A 16985-nucleotide genomic window follows, 5' to 3' on the forward strand; every position below is an offset into this window, starting at 1 on the left:
ACCAATCGTCAGCTACTGCTGGGGGCTGGCCGGCGACTCGACCGTGATCTCTCCGGAGATAATGCCGGCCTTGATGTCCTCCAGCTCGGTCTTCATCTCCTCGGAGACCTCGCTGTCCAGGTCGTGGAACGGGGCCAGGGCAACGCCGCCGTTCTCAAGGGTTCCGACGAACGGCGTGGAGTCGAAGTTGCCTTCCACATCGGAGCGGATGACCTCTTCCACCGCATCGCCCATCAGCTTCATCACGGAGGTCAGGATGTATTCCTCGCCCTTGCCTGCGGTCTCGTAGCCATCCGAATCCACCCAGATGACCTTGACGTCCTCGCCGGCGGCGTTGGCCTCGATCACGGCGTCCATGGTGCCCAGTCCAACCGGTCCGGCGACGGGCATGATCACGTCCGCACCTTCATTGATGAAGTTCTGCGTGTTGGTCCTGCCGCTGGCCTGGTTGTCGAAATTGCCGACGAAGGTACCGTTCTGGGCGGCCTTGTCCCAGCCCAGCAACTGGACGTTGACGCCCTTCTGCTGGTTGTAGTAGGCCACACCGTCCGCGAAGCCGTCCATGAATATGGTCACGGTCGGGATGTTCAGCCCGCCGTAGGTGGCCACCTTGCCTGTCTGCGACTGGCCGGCGGCCAGATAGCCGGCCATGAACGCGGCCTGGGCCGTGTCGTAGATGATCGGCTTGACGTTCTCCAGGTCGATGCTGTTGTCGTCGACGATGGCGAAATGGGTGTCCGGATTCGCTTCCGCGGCCGCCCGGGTGGTGTCCGCCAGCAGGAAGCCGACGGTCAGCACCAGGTTGCAGCCGGACTGGACCATACTGTCCACGTTGCCGGTGAAGTCCACCTCGGACTGGGATTCGGCCTGGCGGATGCTGATGCCCAGATCCTGCTCGGCGGCCTGCAGGCCTTCGTAGCTGGACTGGTTGAAGGAGCGGTCGTCGAAACCGCCGGCGTCGGAGACGATGCAGCCCGCGTAATCGCTGTTCCCGCCGCCTGCTGCACCGCCCTCTTCCGACGGCGGTGCGCCGCAGCCTGCCAGCACGAGGGCCGAGGCTCCCAGGAAGGCAGCCCCGGCGGTGGCCTTGCGTCCGGCCGTGGCGCGCAGTCGGTTCTTCGGCAACGAATTCTTCACTGTTCCTCCAGGACAATCGGCATCGCAGAAGGTTCGCGATGCTCCTCAGGGCGCGGTTACAGTGCCTACCCTAGTGCCACGCCGTCCCGCGGAGGGGAAGAACCGGAAATTTATTGAACGATTAATGAAGAGCATTCAAGAGCCGTTACCGGCAGGTAGCTAGTGCCGGTAGCCGCGGACGGCCCGCACGGCTGCGCCGGCCATGACCCGCACCCCGCAGCTGATCGCATGCTCATCCGGTGCGTAGTCGCCGCGGTGCAGGTCAAAGGTTTCCCCGCCAGGCCTCCGCGTACCCAGCCGCAGCATGGCGCCGGGTATTTCCTGCAGCATCCAGGCGAAGTCCTCCCCGCCCATGGACTGCGGGGTCAGTACCACGGCGTCCTCGCCCAGTTCGGCGCGGGCGGCAGCCTCGATCAGGCCGATCTCCCTCTCCGAATTCACCACTGGAGGCACGCCGCGGATGTGTTCGAGCTTCACGTCCACGCCGTACGGTTCCGCCACCTGCTTAACTACTTCGTCCAGAAGCTGGCCGGCCGAATGCCAGGCCTCCGCTTCCAGGCAGCGCATGGTCCCGGCCAGATAACCGGCGGCCGGGATGGCGTTGGGCGCCGAACCGGCGCGGATCTGTCCCCACACCACGGAGACGGCGCTGCGCACATCGATGCGGCGGGACAGCACAGCGGGGACCCCGACCGCGATCTGGGCCATGGTGTAGACCATGTCCTCGGTCAGGTGCGGACGGGAGGTGTGGCCGCCGCGGCCGGACAGCTCGATCCGGACGGTGTCCGAGGCGGACGTGATGGCACCAATGCGGGTCCCAATGAGGCCGACGTCGATCCGCGGGTCGCAGTGCAGCGCCAGTATCCGCGGGACCTCCGCCAGCACGCCCTGTTCGATGACGGACAGGGCGCCGCCCGGCATTGTTTCCTCGGCAGGCTGGAAGATGATCCGCACCCGCCCATCAAACGGTTGCTCGTCGTAGAGCCGGGCCAGCGCCAGGGCGACGCCGAGCATCACCGTGGTGTGGATGTCATGGCCGCAGGCATGGGAGATGCCCTTGTGCTTGGATGCATAGGGCAGTCCGGTTTCCTCTAGGATCGGCAGCGCGTCAATGTCCGCCCTCAGCCCCAGCTTGATCGGCCCCTCGCCGACGTCCACAAAGCAGCCGGTATCCTCCAGCCGCTTCGGAGTCAGGCCCGCGTGCTCAAGCCGGTTCACCAGCTGGTCGGTGGTCCGGTATTCCTTGTGTGAGAGCTCCGGGTGGGCGTGCAGGTCCCGGCGGAAACTCGTCAGTTCGTCCAACAGGGGCGCTACCCAGACGCCCATGTGGGGCAGCGTGACTCGATCGCCTACTTTGTTCTGCACATCACAAGGGTAACGTTTTTACAGGACGTCGTGGTCGCCGCTGGCTTTCAGGTGCTCCACGGCACTCTTGACCTGCTGCGCGTGTTCCTTGGTGGTCACCAGCAGGGCGTCCGGGGTATCCACCACGACGACATCGTCGATGCCGATCAGCGCGATGACCCGCTTGGTATCGGAAACCACGATGCCGGAGGCGGCCTCGGAGAAGACCCGTGCGCCCTCGCCCATCACCGTCAGGTTGGAGTTGACGGCTGCCGGGTTCAGCCGGCCGATCGCGGCGAAATCCCCAACGTCGTCCCAGCTGAACTCGCCGGGGATCATGGCGACATCGCCGGCCGCCGCCGCCGGTTCGGCCACGGCATAGTCGATGGCGGTCTTGCGCAGGGCAGGCCAGATCCGCTGCGTGACTTCGGCACGCCGGGGCGTGTCCCAGGCCTGGGCGATTTCCATCAGGCCGGCGTAGAGCTCCGGCTCCCCCGCTTCGAGGTGCTTGAGCAGCAGGGAGACCGGCGCAACGAACATGCCCGCGTTCCAGTGGTAGTCGCCGGTTTCCAGGTACTTCCTGGCGACATCCTCGGACGGCTTCTCCACGAATTCGGCAACCGCGAAGGCGCTTGGCGCCCCGCCGACGTCGAGCTTGCGGCCTGCACGGATGTAGCCGAAGCCGGTGGACGGATGGGTCGGCTTGATGCCGATCGTGACAATGTACCCCTCCGCCGCCGTATGGATGGCCTCGCAGACAGCTTCGCGGAAGTCGCTGTCCGGGGTGATGACCTGATCCGCGGCGAAGGAGCCCATGATCGTTTCCGGATCCCGGGTATAGAGGATGGCCGCAGCCAGACCGATCGCCGCGGCCGAGTCCTTGGGCTCGCTTTCAAGCACCAGGTCCGATTCATCCAGTTCCGGAAGCTGGGCTTTGACGGCAAGGCGGTGCGCTTCCCCCGTGACCACAAGGATGCGGCGGCCGGCAAGCGGCTCCAGCCGGTCATAGGTGGAGCGGATCAGGGTACTGCCCGAACCTGTCAGATCGTGCAGGAATTTGGGTGCGGCTGCGCGGGACAGCGGCCACAGGCGGGTTCCGGTTCCGCCCGCGGGAATCACTCCCACGAACCGGTCAAGCACCGCACTCCGCTGTGCGGATTCCTGGGGCCCGGTCTGTGCCTGGGGCCCTGTTTCCTGGGATACGGCTGGCGCCTTGTCTGTACTCATCAGTGCACATCCTAGACCACGGAGAAGAAGCGGATCCCAAAACGCCGAACACTACTAAACTTGGTATTCCTACAGCCTGAAACTGTGTGAAATTGGCTACACAACGGCGGGGGTCCCGCAATTAACGGTAGCCCCATCCGTAAAGTTCCACATAGGAACTACTAAATTGAATAAGCTTGAGGCCGAACCTAGATTAGGTTGGAGCTAAAGCGAGCTCGCCATCGTCGTCATCCTCTGCGTGGATCCCGCGCGAACGTCCTTGGCGACGCAGGAAGGTTAATTCAGTGTCGAAGACATCATCCGGCACCCTGTACCGCGGCCGTGAGGGCATGTGGTCTTGGGTCGGTCACCGCATCACCGGAGTCGCTATCTTCTTCTACCTGCTGGTGCACGTCCTGGATACCTCGCTGGTGCGGGTTTCCCCTGAGGCGTACAACGTCGTGATCCAGTCCTACCAGAACCCGATCATGGGACTCGGTGAGGCCGGCCTCGTCGCCGCCGTCGTTTTCCACGCGTTCAACGGCCTGCGCATCATCCTCGTTGATTTCTGGAAGAAGGGCCCCAAGTACCAGCGCCAGCTGCTGTGGGGTGTCCTTGGACTGTGGGTGGTTGTCATGGTCCCGTTCCTTATCCGCCACCTCTCGATCGTGTTCGGAGCCTAAATCATGTCGACTGCAAACATCGAGTCCCCGCGTTCGGGCCGCATCGCCCCGGAGTACACGCGGAACAAGTCCAAGGGCGGCAATTTCGAAATGCTGGCCTGGCTGTTCATGCGCCTGTCCGGCATTGTGCTCGTCGTCCTGGTCTTCGGCCACCTGTTCGTCAACCTGATGGTCGGCGAAGGTATCCACGCGATCAACTTCGGCTTCGTCGCCGGCAAGTGGGCGGATCCGTTCTGGCAGATCTGGGACCTGGTCATGCTCTGGCTGGCCATGCTGCACGGCGCCAACGGCGTGCGCACCGTCATCAACGACTACGCAGAGAAGGACGGCACCCGCTTCTGGCTGAAGACCGTCCTGTACGCGGCCACCGTGGTGATCATTGTGCTCGGCACCCTGGTGATCTTCACCTTCGATCCGTGCCCGACGGGTGCAGCCAGCGAACTGCTGCCCTCCTTCTGCCCGGCCCCGTAGCCCGGCTCACGCCTTCACCTTCAGATTCAACAGAAAGAGCATCCGGTATGCAGGTCCATAAGTACGACGTCGTCATTGTCGGTGCCGGTGGCGCCGGTATGCGCGCCGCCATCGAATCCGGGCAGCGCGCGCGAACCGCTGTACTGACCAAGCTGTATCCCACCCGTTCACACACCGGTGCGGCACAGGGCGGCATGTGCGCCGCATTGGCCAACGTAGAAGAAGACAACTGGGAATGGCACACCTTTGACACCGTCAAGGGCGGCGACTACCTGGTAGACCAGGACGCGGCAGAGGTCATGGCCAAGGAAGCCATCGACGCCGTACTGGACCTGGAAAAGATGGGCCTGCCGTTCAACCGCACGCCCGAAGGCCGCATCGACCAGCGCCGCTTCGGCGGGCACACCCGCGACCACGGCAAGTCCCCGGTCCGCCGCGCCTGCTACGCCGCCGACCGCACCGGCCACATGATCCTGCAGACGCTGTACCAAAACTGCGTCAAGCACAACGTGGAGTTCTACAACGAGTACTACGTCCTGGACCTGCTCGTCGTCGAGGACCCGGCGGCCACCGCCGCCAGCGGCCAGCCGCAGAAGCGGGTTGCCGGCGTCGTCAGCTACGACCTGGCCTCCGGTGAACTGCACGTCTTCCAGGCCAAGTCCGTGATCTTCGCCTCCGGCGGCGCCGGCAAGGTCTTCAAGACCACCTCCAACGCGCACACCCTGACCGGCGACGGCATGGGCATCGCGTTCCGCCGCGGCATCCCGCTGGAGGACATGGAGTTCTTCCAGTTCCACCCGACCGGCCTGGCCGGCCTGGGCATCCTGCTCTCCGAAGCCGCCCGCGGCGAGGGCGCCATCCTGCGTAACTCGGATGGTGAGCGCTTCATGGAGCGCTACGCTCCCACCATCAAGGACCTGGCCCCGCGTGACATCGTGGCCCGCTCGATGGCCAATGAGGTGCGCGAGGGACGCGGCTGCGGCCCGAACAAGGACTACGTGCTCCTGGACCTGACGCACCTGGAACCGGCGCACATCGACGCCAAGCTCCCGGACATCACGGAGTTTGCCCGCACCTACCTGGGCGTGGAACCGTACACCGAGCCGGTCCCGGTCTTCCCGACGGCGCACTATGCCATGGGCGGTATCCCCACCAACATCAAGGCCGAGGTACTGCAGGACAATGACACAGTGATCCCGGGCCTGTACGCCGCCGGTGAGGTGGCCTGCGTGTCCGTCCACGGCTCCAACCGCCTGGGCACCAACTCCCTGCTGGACATCAACGTCTTCGGCAAGCGCGCCGGTATCAACGCCGCCGAGTATGCCAAGACCGCCGACTTCGTCGAGCTGCCGGAGAATCCGGAGGCCTTCACCATCGAGCTGCTGGACACCGTCCGCAACGCCAGCGGCACCGAGCGGGTGGCGTTGCTGCGCAAGGAGCTGCAGGACACCATGGATGCCAACGTCCAGGTGTTCCGCACCGAGGAGAGCCTGCACGAGGCGCTTACGGTGATCGGCTCCCTCAAGCAGCGCTACAAGAACATCAACGTCCAGGACAAGGGCAAGCGCTTCAACCTGGACCTGCTCGAAGCGGTGGAGCTGGGCTTCCTGCTGGAGCTGGCCGAGGTCATGACCGTGGCGGCCCTGCACCGCCAGGAGTCCCGCGGCGGCCACTTCCGCGAGGACTTCCCGGACCGCGACGATGAGAACTTCATGAAGCACTCGATGGCCTACAAGGATGATTCGGCCTCGGCCGAGAGCATCGCCGGCATCCGCCTGGGAACAAAACCCGTCGTATTCACGCGCTACGAACCGATGGTGAGGAAATACTAATGAGCACCCCGACCGAAATTCCCGAAGGACCGTCAAAGGTCGAGTTGGCCCCCGGTGTCGGCGGCGGTGGAGAAATCCCCACCTTCGATATCACGCTGCGTGTCCGCCGCTACGACCCCGAGGTTTCGGACGAGGCCCGCTGGGACGAGTGGAAGCTAACCATGTACGGCACCGACCGCGTGCTGGATGCCCTGCACAAGGTCAAGTGGGAGCATGACGGCTCCGTCTCCTTCCGCCGCTCCTGCGCCCACGGTGTCTGCGGCTCCGATGCCATGCGCATCAATGGCCGCAACCGCCTGGCCTGCAAGACCCTGCTGAAGGACCTGGACACGTCCAAGCCCATCCTGGTCGAGCCGATCAAGGGCCTGCCGGTCGAGAAGGACCTGATCGTGGACATGGAACCGTTTTTCCAGTCCTACCGGGAGATCATGCCCTTCCTGGTCAACTCCGGCCACGAGCCGACGAGGGAGCGTCTGCAGTCCGTCGAGGACCGCGAGCGTTTCGATGACACCACCAAGTGCATCCTTTGCGCCGCCTGCACGTCCTCCTGCCCGGTCTTCTGGACCGACGGCCAGTACTTCGGCCCGGCGGCGATCGTGAACGCGCACCGCTTCATCTTCGACTCCCGCGACGATGCCGGCGACATGCGCCTGGAGGTCCTCAACGACAAGGAAGGCGTGTGGCGCTGCCGCACCACCTTCAACTGTTCGGAGGCCTGCCCCCGCGGCATCCAGGTCACCAAGGCCATCGCCGAAGTCAAGCAGGCGATCCTGAGCCGCTCCATCTAGCCTTCGGCTTTGCATCGATGGGCGTCCGCTGTACACCAGTGGACGCCCATCACCGTTAACAGGAAACGCGTTACCCGGAACCAGCGACAACAAGGGGCAGGACATGACCAGGACCGTGGACGTAACTTTCACCGGCTCGGGAGGGCAGGCTCTGGCCGGCGAACTGGACCTGCCTGAGGGCCGGGTCCGGGCCTATGCTCTGCTGGCGCACTGCTTCACCGGCAGCAACGGCGGCCCGGCGGCCAACCGCATTTCCCAGGTGCTGCAGCAGGAAGGCATCGCCGTCCTGCGCTTCGACTTCACGGGCCGGGTGGCATCGGGCGGGGAGCACGCCGATGCGGCGTCCGGCGCCGATGATCTGCTCTGCGCGGCCGATTTCCTGCGCACGCACCACCGGGCACCGTCGCTGCTGATCGGCCATTCCCTGGGCGGTGCCGCGGCCCTGGCCGCCGCGGGCCGCATACCGGAACTGAAGGCCGTCGTCACCGTCGGCACTCCCGCCGATCCGGCCCGGCGCCGGCACATCGCCGAACTCCGCTGCCCGCTGCTGGTCCTGCACTCCCCCATCGACAACACCGTGGGCGTCGGGAACGCGGGCCGGATCTTCGCCGCGGCCCGGCACCCGAAGTCCTTCGTCTCCCTGGACGGGAGCAACCACCTGCTCACCGGAAAGGGGCAGGCCGCGCGGGCGGCGGCGCTGATTGCCGCCTGGGCGGCACCCTATCTGGGCATGGAGGACGACGGCGGGACGCTGGAACCGGGCCTGGTAACCGTCGTGGAGAACGGACAGGGCAAGTACGGGCAGACGATCCGCGCCGGCCGCCACACCTGGTTGGCCGACGAACCGCTGTCCCTGCCCGGTGCGGCGGACTCGGGCCCGACTCCGTACGATCTGCTGCTGGCGGGGCTGGGCGCGTGCACCTCGATGACCATGCGCATGTATGCCGACCGCAAGGACATTCCACTGGAGAACGTCACCGTGGGCCTGCGGCAGGAGCGCATCCATGCCGCCGACTGCGAAAGCTGCGAAGGCAGGGACGGCCACATCACGCTCATCAGCCGGGAAATCGCCATCGAAGGGAACGTCACCGCCGAGCAGCGCGCGGGACTGCTGCGGATCGCGGATAAGTGCCCGGTGCACCGGACGCTGCACGGCGAGATGGAGATCGTGACCAAGGACGTCTCTGCCCCCGGCCAGTAGCGGGGAGGGGGCGGTTGTTACCGGTGCGCGGCGCGGGCACGCTGGCGCAGCGACAGCTGCCGGCCTTCGCGCCGGGCGGCCTGCCGCTTGGCTTTCACGTCCGCCATTCCCACGGCTCCCCAGGCGGTGGCCATCAGGTAGACCTGGCTCAGCAGGAAGAACCACACGAACAGGCCCAGGATCACCGCGAACGGCGCCAACAGCGGATTGTTCCCGACATTGCCCAGCAACGTGGAGCTGAACATCCGCAGCAGCGTGCTGCCGGCGCCGGCAATCAGCGCCGCCTGGAAGAGCACGGACCGTGGCATCCGGATCCCCGATGCCGCCCGGAACAGGACCACAGCCACCAACATATCCAGCAGCAGCATGACCAGGACACCGGCCGCCCGGGTGAAGAAGGCCGCGATCGCCGATTCGATCGCCAGGAAGTCCAGCACCGCGCCCAGTGCGGTGTTCGAGACGGCCGCGACGACGGACGTCACCACCAGCGTGATGCCGAGGATCAGCAGCGTGCCGAGGTCCTTGAGCTTGATCAGCAAGAGATTGCCCTGCAGCGGCGGAAGGGCGAAGACGCCGCGCATCCCTTCGCGCAGGCTGGCGATCCAGCGCAGCGAGGTCAGGAGCATGGCGGCCGTGGAGATCACCAGCGCCCAGCCGTAGCCGGATCCGGAGGCGAACAACTGCTCCTGGCTGGCCAGGCCGCCGCTGCCGGTATCGATCAGGCCCGGCGTACTTTCGGCGACGCTGCGCACCACCATGTCCTGCAGGGCCTGGTTCCCGGCGGCCACGATGCCGAAGATCGAGAAACCGGCCACCAGCAGCGCGGCGATGGAGAAAAACATGTTGTAGGAGGAGCCTGCAGCCATCAGCGGACCGTGCCGCGTGCTGTAGAGCTTCCACACCCGCATCGGCAGAACAGTGTTCAGCTTGGCCACCAGGAACTTGGCTCCCGCCAGCAGCTTCGACAGCGGCCCGGCATCCTCCCGGCGGACCCGGCCAAAAGCCCGGCGGGCGTCCAGTTCCTCCATCCGCAGTTTGGCCCGATCCAGCGGATGGGACGATTCAGCGTTCCGTCCGGCTGACCGGGACTGCGCCTTCCCTGCCTTGCGGTTGGTCTCCAAAGCTCAATTCTTCCCGTAGTATCCACACACCGGTTTTGTCATGCTCGTAGAGTCCCATGGTACGCACGGGGAAGGTCGCTTCGTAGTCCCGCAGCTTCACCTCGGCCGCGTCCATGCTGGTTTCGCTGACGTCCTGGGCCACCGTGACGTGCGGGTGGTAGCCGAACGGCAGCTCGCGCTCCAAGGGTCCGGCTTGCAGCTTTTCGTGCAGGGCGACGCATTCGGCGAAGCCGTCGTCCAGGGTCACGAAGACCACCGGCGATACCGGACGGAAAGTGCCGGTGCCGCGCAGGGTCACCGTGAAAGGCCGCTGCTCCAGCGCCACCCGGCGCACATGTTCCAGCGTTTCCTCCCAGTCGTCCGTGGGCGTGGTGGTCACCAGTGTGATGTGCGCGGGAACGACGGCGGCCATCGGGTCCCCGAAGGACGCCCGCCAGCTCCGGAGCTCGGAGGCCATCGGCTCGGGAACGGCGATGACGACCCCGACCCAGCATGACTCGCCGTCAGGAACAGCCACTGGCTACCGGACCGCGTCGCTCATCGCGGCCTGCAGCGGCAGTGCGGCCTGGGCCGGCAGGAAACCCATCCGGTCATACACCTGGGCCAGCGTGCCCGCCGCGATCTCGCGGGCGCGGGCGGCGCCGCGGGCCAGGATGCGGTCCAGCTCCGCCGGGTCCCCCAGCAGCTCGTTGGTCCGGTTCCGCAGCGGAGTCACGAAGTCCGTGACCACCTCGGCCAGATCAACCTTCAGGTGGCCGTACATCCTGCCCTCGTACTCCGCCTCCAGCTCGGCGACTGTCTTGCCGGTCAGCGCGGAATAAATGGTCAGCAGGTTGGAGATGCCCGGCTTGCCTTCGCGGTCGAACCGCACCTCGGTACCGGTGTCCGTCACGGCGGACTTGATCTTCTTGGCCGTGACCTTCGGCTCGTCCAGCAGTTGGATCAGCCCGGCCGGGGACTCGGCGGACTTGGACATCTTTGCCGTCGGATTCTGCAGATCGTAGATCTTAGCGGATTCCTTCAGGATCAGGCCCTCCGGCACCACGAACGTTTCGCCGTAGCGGCTGTTGAAGCGCTGCGCCAGGTTGCGGGTCAGCTCCAGATGCTGGCGCTGGTCCTCCCCCACCGGGACGAGGTGCGCGTTGTACAGCAGGATGTCCGCGGCCATCAGGGTCGGATAGGCGAACAGGCCCACCGTGGCGGCGTCCTGGCCGTAGCGGGCCGTCTTGTCCTTGAACTGCGTCATCCGCGATGCCTCGCCGAAACCGGTAATGCAGTTCAGGACCCAGGCCAGCTGCGTGTGCTCGGGCACGTGGGACTGGACGAACAGGATGGCCTTCTGCGGATCGATGCCCGCCGCAAGGTACTGTGCCGCCGTCGTGCGTGTGCGCACCGCCAGTTCCTTCGGATCGAAGTCCACGGTCACCGCGTGCAGGTCCGGGATGAAGAAGACCGCCTCGTGCTCCTCCTGCAGCCGGACCCAGTTCCGCACGGCTCCCACGTAGTTGCCCAGGTGCAGCGAGTCCGCCGAGGGCTGGGCGCCGGAGAGCACGCGGGTCCGTCCGGCGGCCGTGCCGCTGCTGGTTTCCGCGGATTCAGTGATGCGTTCGGTGGTCATGGAGGCTTCTTTCACAATCCTGTCAGTGGCCCGCGGGGCCGGGAAGATCTGGCTGGAACCGGTAGTCGACGACCACCGGTGCGTGGTCGGAGAACCGGGCATCGTAGGAGGCGGCACGGTCGACGACGGCGTTGCCCGCCACCGCGGCAAGCTCCGGCGTGGCCATGTGGTAATCAATGCGCCAGCCGGCGTCATTGTCGAAGGCCTGGCCGCGCCAGGACCACCAGGTGTAGGGCCCGGGGACGTCGCCACACTGGCTGCGGTGCACGTCCGTCCAGCCCATTTCCTCGCCGAAGAAACGGTCGAAGTAGGCCCGCTCCTCCGGCAGGAAGCCTGCCCGCTTGACGTTGCCCTTCCAGTTCTTGATGTCCAGCGTGGTGTGGCCGACGTTCAGGTCGCCCACCACCAGCGCATGGTCGCGGGTGGCCTTCAGGACCGGCAGCCGCGTGCACATCACGTCCAGGAAGCGGTACTTGTCCTCCTGTTTGGGGGTGTCCGCCTCGCCCGAATGCACGTAGGCGCTGACCACCGTCAGCAGCTTGCCGTCCTCGAGCTTGAAATCGGCCTCCACCCAGCGGCCGGAGGTGGCGAAATAGTCGTCACCGATGTGGTCGCGGGTCTCCACCGGCGCAACCCGGGAGGCGATGGCAACGCCGGCACGGCCCTTGGCCTCAGCCTCGGCGTGGACGATGTACCAGCCTTCACCCAGCAGTTGGCGCAGGATGGCGTCCGGAGCGCGGACCTCCTGCAGGCACAGGATGTCCAGGTCGCGGTCCGCCAGCCACTGCTCCATGCCGCGCTTGTAGGCGGCGCGGATGCCGTTGACGTTGACCGTGGCGATGCGCAGGGCGCCGGGGTCCTTCGGTGCCGGTGCGGCGGCCGTTTCGGCCGCGGCGGCTACGGTCCCCGCCGTGGGTTCTGGAGTGGGCTGCTCCGCCGTCGTGGGAGCTTCCTGGATGGTGTCTAATGCCGGACTCGTCACCCGAACAACCTTACCCCCGCGCTTTACGGACATCTAACCGGCGCCTGACCGGCCACTAATCTACGACAGTGCCGGAAACCGGCTCGCCGCCGTCGTCGTTCTTGAGCATGCCGCGCGCATTGTGTGCCGTGATCTCGATGGTTTCGATGGCCCGGTCCACCGTGTCCTGGTCCTTGCCCAGGTTGTCGCGCACCACCCGGGCCTGGACCTGGACGATCTTGAAGCTGTGGTCCAGCTTCTGGTCGCGGATAGCATCGGCGCGGCCACCCTCATTCACCAGCGTGGTACCGCCCTTGCCGCGCTTGCCGCCGGCGTCCGGCGACGCCGGTGCCCGCCCGTAGGCCTGGTCGAACTGGGCCTGGGCATTGGCCAGCTTGGCGGACGCCCGCTTCGCTGCGGCGCGGATGCTGAAGACGACGAAGGCAAAGATCAGCAGCCAGCCCAGGGAGACAATCACCACGAGCCAGCCGACGACGTCGTTCTGGTTGGCTGCGAACACCACGGCGACCAGGAACACGAACAGCATCAGCGTCATGCCGATGGTGCCCATCTTCAGGCTGATACCACGGCGGGGGGTGCTGCCGGAGGCAGGATTGCTGGGATTACCGAGAGATTGCATGCGTTTATTCTCTCAAATCCCCGGACCCCGCCGTTCACTCTTCCCCCGCAGGCGAACGGCGGCCGGAACCGGCGGGCGCGGCGGCCGGTGCTGTTTCGAACATCCCCCAGACCGGACCCGCAACCAGCCAGATACCGGTGATCAGCGCAGCCCGGGAAATCCAGCCCCACAGCGCTTCGGCCTGGTCCGCCGGGGCGACGAGGAGGATGAGGAGCAGCAGGACCGCCACCGCGATGGCGCAGGCCGCAACAACGCGGAACCACTCAAGCCAGATAGCGCGCCGGCTGGGCATCGCGGAGACGACCGTGAAGACGCACGTGTCCCGCGTCCTGGCCAAGCTGGGGATCAGTTCCCGGGTCCAGGCGGCGATCTACTACCGGGAAACGCAACGCGCCGGGCGGCCCGAATAACCTCGGCCGGCAGGCGTCACGCTGCCGCGGTCAGCGCAGGAACAGCTGCCGCAGCCGGACCGTGGTCAGGACCAGGCCAAGCAGGGTCATCACCGCGTAGTACAGCACATGCAGCCCGGTGGCGGCGGTGATGGCCCCGACGCTGAGCTGGCGCAGCAGTTCAACGCCGTGCCACAGCGGCAGGGCCTGGATGAGCCACTGCACCGGCTCCGGGTAGACGGACAGCGGATAGAACGTAGCGGAGAAGAGGAACATGGGCAGCAGGAAGAAATTGACCCAGTCCATCTGCTGGAAGGTCTTCATGTAGCTGGTGATGCCCATGCCGAAGGCAGCGAAGCCGAAGGCAATCAGAACGGAAGCCGGGACCATGAGCAGGGCCCACGGCGTCGTAATCAATCCCATGGCGCCCATGACGGCGGTGAAGCCTGCCGCGTACAGGGCGCCGCGCAGCAGCGCCAGGAAGATCTCGCCGATGGCCACATCCAGCGGCCCCAGCGAGGTGGACAGCATCCCCTGGTACAGCTTGGCGAAGTTCATCTTGAAGAAGACGTTCCAGGTGGAGTCGTACACCGCCCCGTTCATCGCGGAGACCGCCAGCAGGGCGGGGGCGATGTACGCGGCGTAGCTGATCTGCTGTCCGCCGGGTCCGACGACGGTCCCCACCAGGGCACCCAGACCCACCCCCATCGACACCAGGTACAGCACCGGCTCGAAGAAGCCGCTGAGGATGACCACCCAGTTGCTGCTCCGGGTGGCCATCAGACCGCGGCCGATCACCGCGCGGGCATTGCGGGCGTACAGGGCGCCGAAGAGGCGCCGCTGCGGTTCCAGGGTGAGGTTGCGGCTCATTTGCCCACCCGCCTCATTTGCCCAGCCGCCGGGCGAAGATCCGCTTCGTCGCGGCCCAGCCGGCCGCTGCGAGCGCCGCCAGGTACAGCACATGGACTGCGGCCAGCCACACCGGCTCGGCATAGCCGTAGCTGAAGACCCGGCCCAGTTCCGTCCCGTGCCACAGCGGTGACAACCAGCCGATCCACCGGATGCCGGCGGGCAGCGTGTCCAGCGGGAAGAACGTGCCGGAGAACAGGAACAGCGGGGTCACGATGAAGCGCATGACCAGGGCGAACTGGCCCTTGTCCTGCTCCAGGCTGGAGGCGTAGGCCATCAGCGGAAGTCCGAAGGACAGGCCGCACAGGACCGCCAGGGGCACCGTCAGCCAGCCCCACGGGGACGGGCTCGCGCCGAAGAGGGCGACGATCGCGAAGTACAGCACCGACTGCACCAGCAGCCGCATGCAGACGGCGATGATATGGCCGTTGGCGATCTGGTGCGTCTGGAGCGGACTGGCGTGCGGGCCGTAGAAGGTCCGCCGCCACTTGAAACCGTCCATGATCGGGTAGGTGAATTCGGCGGTGACCGTCATGACGGCGGCCGCGGCGATCAGGGCGGGCGAGATGAAGGTCAGGTAGCTGACCCCGCCGAAGACCGCCTCGCCGCGGGCGGTGTCCACCAGCGTGGCCAGGCCCACGCCCATGGCGAAGAGGTACATCAGCGGGTTGCCCACGCTGTAGGCCAGCAGTTCCCAGCCATAGGCCTTCTGCACGCGCAGCACGTGCTCGGCGAAGTACCAGGAGCCGAAGCGGCGTGCCTTCGCGGCGGCGACGGCCGGCGGGTGGGCGCTAGTCAATGAGGCTCCTGCCGGTCAGGCGCAAAAAGACGTCCTCCAGGCTGGAGCGGCGCACCAGCGAGGTCAGCGGGTGCAGCCCGCGGCCGGTGACCTGCTCCAGTGCCGCCTCGCCGTCGCCGGCGTAGATGAGCACCCGGTCCGGCAGCGTCTCGGACCGTTCCCCGATCCCCTGCAGGTCCGCGGCGACGGTGGCGTTGCGTTCGGAACCGAAGCGCAGCTCCAGCACCTCGCGGGTGGAGTACCTGCGGATCAACGACGACGGCGAACCTTCGGCCATGATCTTCCCCTTGTCCACCACGATCAGCCGGTCGCAGAGCTGTTCGGCCTCGTCCATGTAGTGCGTGGTCAGAATCAGGGTCACGCCGGCTTCCTTCAGCCGGAACAGCCGGTCCCACAGGATGTGCCGCGCCTGCGGGTCCAGGCCGGTGGTCGGTTCGTCCAGGAGCAGGATCTTCGGCTCGTTGATCAGGGACCGGGCGATGGTCAGCCGGCGCTTCATGCCGCCGGAGAGCGCGTCCACCTTGGCCTGGGCCTTGTCCGTGAGCTGGGCGAATTCCAGCAGCTCATCCGCCCTGGGCCGCAGGTACCGCAGCGGCAGGCCGAAATAGCGCCCGTAGATGATCAGGTTGTCCCGGACCTTCAGTTCCTCGTCCAGGTTGTTTTCCTGCGGCACCACGCCCAGGTGGGCTCGCACCTCCGGCCCGTGCCGCTGCGGATCAAGCCCCATGATGGTGAGCTCACCGGAGGTCCGCTGGGAGACTCCGCCGATCATCTTCATGGCGGTGGATTTGCCGGCACCGTTGGGCCCCAGGAGCCCGAAGGACTCCCCCGCCGCCACCTCGAAGCTGATGCCGTCGACGGCGGCCATGTCACCGTACTTCTTGGTCAGGCGGCGCGCAGAGATGACCGGGGAAGGACGGCCGCCGGCGGCCACGGACCGGGTCTGGCTGCCAGCCGTCTGCTGGGCGTCTTCGGGCACCCATCCAGCGTAATACGCCTCACACCGGTTCCGTCAGCCTTCAGTGCTCCGCGGGCATTTCATCCGCGAGCGCCGAGGATGCGCCGGGCAGGGTCTGGGCGTTGAAGTCGACGATCTGCCAGCCGCGTTCGGGGTGCTGTTCCAGGACGGTCCACGCGCAGTTGGCCATGCCGGCGAACATTTCGCGCATGTGCGGCGGGGCGTCGAAGAAGGCCAGCAGGCCGCTGCGCAGCGCGGCCCCATGGCCCACGAGGATGCCCGTTTCACCTTCGCCCAGTGCTTCGGCCGCGTCCCGCATCACGGCGGCCATGCGCTCGTTGACCTCGGACGGCAGTTCCGCGCCGGGCACGCGGTAGTTCTCCTCGGAGAAAAACTTTTCGTAAATCTCCGGTTGCAGCACCTTGAACTCGGGGAAGGTCGTCCCCTGCCGGATGCCCACGTTGTATTCGCGCAGCCTGGCGTCGATGACCAGCTCGTTGCCCGTCAGTGCCACCAGTTCCTCGGCCGTGTGCCGTGCCCGCTGCAGGTCGCTGGACCAGACGAAGGTGGGATTGAAGGTGGCCAGCAGCCGCGCGGCTTCCTTGGCCTGCACGCGGCCGACGTCGTCCAGCGGGATGTCCGCGTGGCCCTGGGCCCGGTCCTGCACGTTCCATTCCGTCTGCCCGTGGCGCCACAGCACCAGCCGCCGCCGGCCTTGCCGGGTGGTTTCTTCCGTCCGCTGCATCTGTTCCGCTCCTTGGGAATGTCCTTCGAAACTCCGGCCGTCCCCATCGTGCCTGCGAAACGTGGCACGCGCCAAAACTCGTTACGCCGGCAGGCGGCCGCCCATCGCGGACGCCGCCGGCGCCCGGGACTGGACGGTGCCCGAGGTTGGGAACAATGTGACAGCAGGTGTTCACAGAACCTG

General features: G+C 66.3%; 19 protein-coding genes. 6 read left to right on the top strand and 13 right to left on the bottom strand.

Annotated elements, in window-relative coordinates; translation table 11 throughout:
* Nucleotides 1-12: 12 nt before the first annotated feature.
* From AC5RWU_RS12275 to AC5RWU_RS12285, 3 genes are all read right to left on the bottom strand, one after another.
* The gene (locus tag AC5RWU_RS12275) at nt 13-1137 is read right to left on the bottom strand and encodes a BMP family lipoprotein (RefSeq protein ID WP_494030773.1); all 1125 of its coding nucleotides are present in this window, start codon (nt 1135-1137) and stop codon (nt 13-15) included.
* A 159-nt stretch (nt 1138-1296) separates the two neighbouring features.
* Complete coding sequence (locus AC5RWU_RS12280) at nt 1297-2463, bottom strand: amidohydrolase (RefSeq protein ID WP_494030807.1); 1167 nt, start codon at nt 2461-2463, stop codon at nt 1297-1299.
* Between the two features lie 57 nt (nt 2464-2520).
* Complete coding sequence (locus AC5RWU_RS12285; protein WP_494030772.1) at nt 2521-3708, bottom strand: mannose-1-phosphate guanylyltransferase; 1188 nt, start codon at nt 3706-3708, stop codon at nt 2521-2523.
* Between the two features lie 284 nt (nt 3709-3992).
* On the opposite strand from AC5RWU_RS12285, the gene sdhC reads away from it, so the two are divergent.
* The 5 genes from sdhC (at nt 3993) to AC5RWU_RS12310 (ending at nt 8662) form a co-directional block, all read left to right on the top strand.
* Nucleotides 3993-4370: a succinate dehydrogenase, cytochrome b556 subunit gene (gene sdhC / locus AC5RWU_RS12290; protein ID WP_494030771.1), complete on the top strand. Its 378-nt coding sequence runs from the start codon at nt 3993-3995 to the stop codon at nt 4368-4370.
* 3 nt (nt 4371-4373) lie between these two features.
* Nucleotides 4374-4841 carry a succinate dehydrogenase hydrophobic membrane anchor subunit gene (locus AC5RWU_RS12295; protein WP_494030770.1) on the top strand — a complete coding sequence of 156 codons (468 nt, stop codon included), beginning with the start codon at nt 4374-4376 and terminating at the stop codon, nt 4839-4841.
* Between the two features lie 47 nt (nt 4842-4888).
* On the top strand, nt 4889-6673 hold the full coding sequence (gene sdhA / locus AC5RWU_RS12300; RefSeq protein ID WP_494030769.1) for a succinate dehydrogenase flavoprotein subunit: 1785 nt from the start codon (nt 4889-4891) through the stop codon (nt 6671-6673).
* Nucleotides 6673-7461 (top strand): succinate dehydrogenase iron-sulfur subunit, encoded by a 789-nt coding sequence (locus AC5RWU_RS12305; RefSeq protein WP_494030768.1) that lies wholly within the window; start codon nt 6673-6675, stop codon nt 7459-7461. The genes sdhA and AC5RWU_RS12305 overlap by 1 nt, the downstream gene beginning before the upstream one ends.
* A 103-nt stretch (nt 7462-7564) precedes the next feature.
* On the top strand, nt 7565-8662 hold the full coding sequence (locus AC5RWU_RS12310) for an alpha/beta fold hydrolase (protein ID WP_494030767.1): 1098 nt from the start codon (nt 7565-7567) through the stop codon (nt 8660-8662).
* Nucleotides 8663-8679: 17 nt separating this feature from the next.
* Here the strand turns inward: AC5RWU_RS12310 and AC5RWU_RS12315 are convergent, their stop codons facing one another.
* From AC5RWU_RS12315 to AC5RWU_RS12340, 6 genes are all read right to left on the bottom strand, one after another.
* Nucleotides 8680-9783 (bottom strand): YihY/virulence factor BrkB family protein, encoded by a 1104-nt coding sequence (locus tag AC5RWU_RS12315; protein WP_494030766.1) that lies wholly within the window; start codon nt 9781-9783, stop codon nt 8680-8682.
* A complete protein-coding gene (locus tag AC5RWU_RS12320; RefSeq protein ID WP_494030806.1) occupies nt 9725-10240 on the bottom strand; it encodes a 2'-5' RNA ligase family protein in 516 nt (171 codons plus the stop codon). Before AC5RWU_RS12320 ends, AC5RWU_RS12315 begins: the two co-directional genes overlap by 59 nt.
* Before the next feature lie 63 nt (nt 10241-10303).
* Complete coding sequence (trpS, locus tag AC5RWU_RS12325; RefSeq protein WP_494030765.1) at nt 10304-11401, bottom strand: tryptophan--tRNA ligase; 1098 nt, start codon at nt 11399-11401, stop codon at nt 10304-10306.
* 22 nt (nt 11402-11423) lie between these two features.
* On the bottom strand, nt 11424-12248 hold the full coding sequence (locus AC5RWU_RS12330) for an exodeoxyribonuclease III (protein WP_494030805.1): 825 nt from the start codon (nt 12246-12248) through the stop codon (nt 11424-11426).
* Between the two features lie 190 nt (nt 12249-12438).
* Entirely contained in the window at nt 12439-13002 is a 564-nt protein-coding gene (locus AC5RWU_RS12335; RefSeq protein ID WP_494030764.1) for a hypothetical protein, read from the bottom strand.
* A 34-nt stretch (nt 13003-13036) separates the two neighbouring features.
* Nucleotides 13037-13294: a hypothetical protein gene (locus AC5RWU_RS12340; protein WP_494030763.1), complete on the bottom strand. Its 258-nt coding sequence runs from the start codon at nt 13292-13294 to the stop codon at nt 13037-13039.
* 13 nt (nt 13295-13307) lie between these two features.
* On the opposite strand from AC5RWU_RS12340, the gene AC5RWU_RS12345 reads away from it, so the two are divergent.
* Entirely contained in the window at nt 13308-13412 is a 105-nt protein-coding gene (locus tag AC5RWU_RS12345; RefSeq protein ID WP_494030762.1) for a hypothetical protein, read from the top strand.
* Nucleotides 13413-13442: 30 nt separating this feature from the next.
* On the opposite strand, the gene AC5RWU_RS12350 is transcribed toward AC5RWU_RS12345, so the two are convergent.
* The 4 genes from AC5RWU_RS12350 to AC5RWU_RS12365 form a co-directional block, all read right to left on the bottom strand.
* On the bottom strand, nt 13443-14261 hold the full coding sequence (locus AC5RWU_RS12350) for an ABC transporter permease (protein WP_494030761.1): 819 nt from the start codon (nt 14259-14261) through the stop codon (nt 13443-13445).
* A gap of 13 nt (nt 14262-14274) precedes the next feature.
* Nucleotides 14275-15099 (bottom strand): ABC transporter permease, encoded by an 825-nt coding sequence (locus AC5RWU_RS12355; RefSeq protein WP_494030760.1) that lies wholly within the window; start codon nt 15097-15099, stop codon nt 14275-14277.
* Entirely contained in the window at nt 15092-15967 is an 876-nt protein-coding gene (locus AC5RWU_RS12360; RefSeq protein WP_494030804.1) for an ABC transporter ATP-binding protein, read from the bottom strand. Before AC5RWU_RS12360 ends, AC5RWU_RS12355 begins: the two co-directional genes overlap by 8 nt.
* Before the next feature lie 151 nt (nt 15968-16118).
* On the bottom strand, nt 16119-16802 hold the full coding sequence (locus tag AC5RWU_RS12365; protein ID WP_494030759.1) for a histidine phosphatase family protein: 684 nt from the start codon (nt 16800-16802) through the stop codon (nt 16119-16121).
* Nucleotides 16803-16985: the final 183 nt, after the last annotated feature.

It is taken from the genome of Arthrobacter sp. B0427-1-12, from assembly GCF_059092905.1.

Coding starts and splice junctions, on each gene's coding strand:
- AC5RWU_RS12280 (WP_494030807.1), bottom strand. CDS start 2,463: ATGGGCGTCTGGGTAGCGCCCCTGTTGGACGAACTGACGAGTTTCCGC.
- AC5RWU_RS12285 (WP_494030772.1), bottom strand. CDS start 3,708: ATGAGTACAGACAAGGCGCCAGCCGTATCCCAGGAAACAGGGCCCCAG.
- AC5RWU_RS12295 (WP_494030770.1), top strand. CDS start 4,374: ATGTCGACTGCAAACATCGAGTCCCCGCGTTCGGGCCGCATCGCCCCG.
- sdhA (WP_494030769.1), top strand. CDS start 4,889: ATGCAGGTCCATAAGTACGACGTCGTCATTGTCGGTGCCGGTGGCGCC.
- AC5RWU_RS12305 (WP_494030768.1), top strand. CDS start 6,673: ATGAGCACCCCGACCGAAATTCCCGAAGGACCGTCAAAGGTCGAGTTG.
- AC5RWU_RS12310 (WP_494030767.1), top strand. CDS start 7,565: ATGACCAGGACCGTGGACGTAACTTTCACCGGCTCGGGAGGGCAGGCT.
- AC5RWU_RS12320 (WP_494030806.1), bottom strand. CDS start 10,240: ATGGCCTCCGAGCTCCGGAGCTGGCGGGCGTCCTTCGGGGACCCGATG.
- trpS (WP_494030765.1), bottom strand. CDS start 11,401: ATGACCACCGAACGCATCACTGAATCCGCGGAAACCAGCAGCGGCACG.
- AC5RWU_RS12335 (WP_494030764.1), bottom strand. CDS start 13,002: ATGCAATCTCTCGGTAATCCCAGCAATCCTGCCTCCGGCAGCACCCCC.
- AC5RWU_RS12340 (WP_494030763.1), bottom strand. CDS start 13,294: ATGCCCAGCCGGCGCGCTATCTGGCTTGAGTGGTTCCGCGTTGTTGCG.
- AC5RWU_RS12350 (WP_494030761.1), bottom strand. CDS start 14,261: ATGAGCCGCAACCTCACCCTGGAACCGCAGCGGCGCCTCTTCGGCGCC.
- AC5RWU_RS12360 (WP_494030804.1), bottom strand. CDS start 15,967: ATGGCCGCCGTCGACGGCATCAGCTTCGAGGTGGCGGCGGGGGAGTCC.
- AC5RWU_RS12365 (WP_494030759.1), bottom strand. CDS start 16,802: ATGCAGCGGACGGAAGAAACCACCCGGCAAGGCCGGCGGCGGCTGGTG.